We start from the raw sequence: 3,733 nt of genomic DNA, 5'->3' as shown, positions 1-3,733 counted from the left end.
CAGCACGAGCGTGGAAGCGAGCTTGAGGGCGAAGGTCTTGGTCATGATGTTCTCCAGTATCTTAAAATTCGTTGAATTTCGTTGATTGTTCGCTGCGACTGCCAGAACGTTGCTTTGTTTGTGCGCGCCGTCCATGTAACGAACTATAGGAGAGTCATCGGTGCGTTAGACTAGACTTATCCGGATACATTGTTCAGAATTTTTGAATTAGTGGGCAGGCGCGGGTGCGCCGCGGCCCACTACTTCACAAAGCCAAGCACCTCCCGGAACCGTTCGTGCTGGCTCGTACGCATCCATTCAAAGGCAACCATCTCGACCGTGGCCGCGGTTGCCCCGCCGTTGCGCATCCTGTCGATTGCCGCCTCCCGGCTGGACGCCTGCCGCGAGCCGATGGCATCCAGCACCACGGTGACTTTCAAGCCGTTCCCGAGCAGCCCGGCAACGGTCTGGAGCACGCAAACGTGGGCTTCGCAGCCGGCCACCACCACGTTCTTCCGGCCTTCAGGAAGCATGTCTAGCAGACCGTCCCGGCAGCCGTCGAAGTAATCCTTGGCCAGGGTCAGATCGCACAGGCGCTTGATTTCATCGATATTCCCGCCCAGGCTGCTGGGGCTTTGTTCTGTGCCGATCACGGGCACGCCCAGCACACGCGCGATGTTGCCAAGACGTACGGCCTCCTTTGTCACGCGATCGCCTTCGTGGATCGCCGGCATCAGGCGCCCTTGGAAATCCACCAGCACTAGAACGGATTCGGCGGCGTTTTGCAGCATGTTCATTTCCTTTGGCGAGTTGGGGTCCCCATCGCTTCCTGCATGCAATTCCCGGTGGGAGCGGTTGAAGTCTCAAGCCGCATTGTCCCGCTTTGAGGCCGGCTCAGGCAGGTCGATCATGACCTGGGTACACGAAACGCATCAAGATGATCCTGGAGGAACCTAGCCCGCCCGATGCAACACGCGCCCGAGATCAAGATCATCGAGCAGGCAACGAACACTGTGATGATTGCCGAGGCGGCCGAGGCCCACGGCGTGGCATCCGCTCAAATAGCCAAGACGTTGTCCCTGAAACTGAAGGACAAAGCGGTCCTGCCGGCGGCCGGCGCAACCCATGCCGCGATTCGCATTTCGCCCGAGCACCCGGCGCAGTTGATCAAGGCGCAGTGGGTCGATGTGGCGCAGGGCTAACTGTCATGCTCCTCATCCGTGGCGCCAAAGCGTGGGGGATAGAGCGGATAGCGCAGTGCCGCGTACACCAGCGCGACGGTGGCGATGGCGGTAATCCAGTCGATCAGGTCTTTCATGGCATTCCCTGCTTCCCTAGCGGCGCACGAGCCCCAGCAGCGCGTGGCTGCCGTCCTGCGCGGCGGTGGATGTGCGGCCGCTGCCCCAGCCTATTGCCGCGCGGTAGCTGCCGGCGTGGCGGGGCTGCGTGGTGGCTGCGTTGTCCGCCGGCTGGCAGGCGTCGGCCAGCGGCGCCACGAAGAGCGCGTCTTCGGGGCAGTACAGCTCGCACATGAAGCAGGTCTGGCAGTCATGCTGGCGCGCGATCGCCGGCGGCTGGCCGGGCACGATGGCGAAGACATTGGTGGGGCATACGCGCACGCAAATATTGCAGCCGGTGCAGCGCGCGCTGTTGAGCAGCTCGATCATGCGGCCACCTTCCAGGTGGTGCCGGCGATGCTTTCGCGCGCGGTCCAGACTTCATCCAGCCCGCCGCTGATCACCCGGTGGCGCTGGCTTGCATCCTGGTCCGGGTGATCGATGCGCCGGTGCATGCCGCGCGTCTCGGTGCGCGCCAGCGCGCTGCGGTACATCCAGCGCGCGGTGGCGAGCATGGCGGTGGCCTCGCGTGTGCGCAAGGCATGCTCTGCGCCGGGTAGTGCAGCCGCGTTGCCCCATTGCCGCCACAGCGCATCGAGCCGCACCAGTGAATCGGTGAGCGCCTCGCCATGGCGGAACCAGTTGCGCGCGTAGGGAAACACTTCGGCTTGCACGGCGCTGACGAGTGCCGATGCGTCAGCCTCGGCCGGGGTTGCCTGCGTGTGCGCCGGGTTGCCGTAGCCGGCGCTGTACAGGGTTTGCCCGGCAGTGAGGCGCGCTTCCTGCGCGAAGGCGGCCGCGCCCTGGCCTGCCCACCAGCCGGACGACATCGCCCATGCGGCGTTGTGGCTGCCGCCGCCGGTAAAGCCGCCGCAGATCAGCTCGCGCGTKGCAGCGTCGCCGGCAGCGTACAGGCCGGCGACGCTGGTGGCGCATTGCGCGTCCAGGATACGCAGGCCGCCGGTGCCGCGCACCGTGCCTTCGAGCCGCAAGGTCACCGGGAAGCGTTGCGTGAAGGGGTCGATGCCAAGGCGGTCGAAGGGCAGGAAATAGTTTGGCTGGGCGCTGCGCATCCACGCACGCACCTTGACGTCCGCGCGGTCCAGCCGCGCGTACACCGCTTGCGTTTGCAGCGCGCGGGCAATCACGCTGCGGCCCTGCGCGGAGCCCGCGCCTTCCAGCACCTGGCCCCGTGCGTCATAGAAGGTCGCCCATTGGTAGAACAGCGATTTGGTGACCGACGAGAACGCGGGCCCAAGGCCATACGCATTGGAGAACTCCATGCCGGACAGGTCGGCGCCGGCCTGGGCTGCCATCAGGTAACCGTCGCCGGTCAGCACGTTGCAGCCCAGTGCGCGGCTGAGAAAGGCGCAGCCCCCGGTGGCGATCACCACCGCGCCGGCGCGCAGCGTCCACTCGCCCGGCTGGTCCGCGCGGGGCTGGCGGTGCAGGCCGCGTGCGCCGCGCACCGCGCCGCCGCCATCCACCAGCAGGGCCAGCGCCGGGCTGTGATCGAGAATGCGAACGCCCGCCGCCTTGGCGCGCCGGCGCATCAGCCGCATGTACTCCGGCCCTTGCAGGGAGATGCGCTGCGCCTGGCCGGATGCGTCCTGCGGAAATGGGTAGCCCCATTCGGCAAGCTGTTCGAGTCCCGCGCAGGTGCGCTCCAGCACCCGGTCCATCCAGGCCGGCTCGGCCAGTTCGCCGCCAAGTGTGTAGCGGCTGGCCTTGGCCGCCGCGCGCGCGGCGGGGTCGGGGGCAACGTGCCAGATGGCGGTGCCGGCTGCCGCCGTTGCGCCCGAGGTGCCGCAGTAGCCTTTGTCGGCCAGCACGACGCGCGCGCCGCATCCGGCCGCGGCAATGGCTGTCCAGGTGCCGGCAGGGCCGCCGCCGATGACCAGCACATCGGTCTGCGGTGCGGGTGTCCTGGCGCGGTACTCGGTCCCGATGGATGGCATGCGGCGATTCCTCCCGGCAGTGGCGATTGGCAATGGGCAATTGGCAATGGACATATCGAACGATCGAATGACAGTAGCMAACTGGCGCGGGCCGCGCAACGAAGCTTTGGTGCAATCCATATGCGCTCGCCGCAGCGGCGGCGAGCGCGGCAATCCGTTGCGCTGGCAACCCATTCAATCGGTAAGGTCAGTACTGACGGTCAGCGCTTCCCACTGGTTGATTTCCTCCTGCAATGTCTTGAGCTTCTCGCGAACGAAGCCGAGCGCATCGGTGCCCAACAGAAGATGCACCGGCGGCTGCTCCGACGCCACCACCTTGAGGATCGCCTGCGCGGCCTTGCGGGGATCTCCCGGCTGCTTGCCGGATCTTGCCGCACGCGCGGCGCTCAGCGGTTCCAGCGTTGCCGCGTAGTCCTCGATCGTGCGCACCGTGCGCTGCAGGGAGCGGCCTGCCCAGTC

Annotated in this window: 4 protein-coding genes and 1 pseudogene; 1 reads left to right on the top strand and 4 read right to left on the bottom strand. The window is 66.5% G+C overall.

Translation table 11 applies throughout. From position 1 onward, the window contains the following. Nucleotides 1-239: 239 nt before the first annotated feature. Nucleotides 240-770: an isochorismatase family protein gene (locus tag AC1DS3_RS36570; RefSeq protein ID WP_441640708.1), complete on the bottom strand. Its 531-nt coding sequence runs from the start codon at nt 768-770 to the stop codon at nt 240-242. Nucleotides 771-944: 174 nt separating this feature from the next. Between AC1DS3_RS36570 and AC1DS3_RS36565 the strand changes: the two genes are divergently transcribed. Then, nucleotides 945-1,181 carry a YbaK/EbsC family protein gene (locus tag AC1DS3_RS36565; protein ID WP_441640707.1) on the top strand — a complete coding sequence of 79 codons (237 nt, stop codon included), beginning with the start codon at nt 945-947 and terminating at the stop codon, nt 1,179-1,181. 132 nt (nt 1,182-1,313) lie between these two features. On the opposite strand, the gene AC1DS3_RS36560 is transcribed toward AC1DS3_RS36565, so the two are convergent. From AC1DS3_RS36560 to AC1DS3_RS36550, 3 genes and pseudogenes are all read right to left on the bottom strand, one after another. Next, on the bottom strand, nt 1,314-1,646 hold the full coding sequence (locus tag AC1DS3_RS36560; RefSeq protein WP_441640706.1) for a 4Fe-4S binding protein: 333 nt from the start codon (nt 1,644-1,646) through the stop codon (nt 1,314-1,316). Beyond that, on the bottom strand, nt 1,643-3,274 hold the full coding sequence (locus AC1DS3_RS36555; RefSeq protein ID WP_441640705.1) for an FAD-binding protein: 1,632 nt from the start codon (nt 3,272-3,274) through the stop codon (nt 1,643-1,645). Before AC1DS3_RS36555 ends, AC1DS3_RS36560 begins: the two co-directional genes overlap by 4 nt. 174 nt (nt 3,275-3,448) lie before the next feature. After that, nucleotides 3,449-3,733, bottom strand: a pseudogene (locus tag AC1DS3_RS36550) (short-chain dehydrogenase/reductase); the annotation flags it as partial.

Source organism: Cupriavidus sp. 01L46 (assembly GCF_056399905.1).
Note: the sequence above shows the minus strand (reverse complement) of the source record. Positions and strands in the feature narration are given on the sequence as shown.

What these genes read in the sequence shown, in the direction of transcription:
- AC1DS3_RS36565 (WP_441640707.1), top strand. Translation starts at nt 945, where the DNA reads ATGCAACACGCGCCCGAGATCAAGATCATCGAGCAGGCAACGAACACT.
- AC1DS3_RS36570 (WP_441640708.1), bottom strand. Translation starts at nt 770, where the DNA reads ATGCTGCAAAACGCCGCCGAATCCGTTCTAGTGCTGGTGGATTTCCAA.
- AC1DS3_RS36560 (WP_441640706.1), bottom strand. Translation starts at nt 1,646, where the DNA reads ATGATCGAGCTGCTCAACAGCGCGCGCTGCACCGGCTGCAATATTTGC.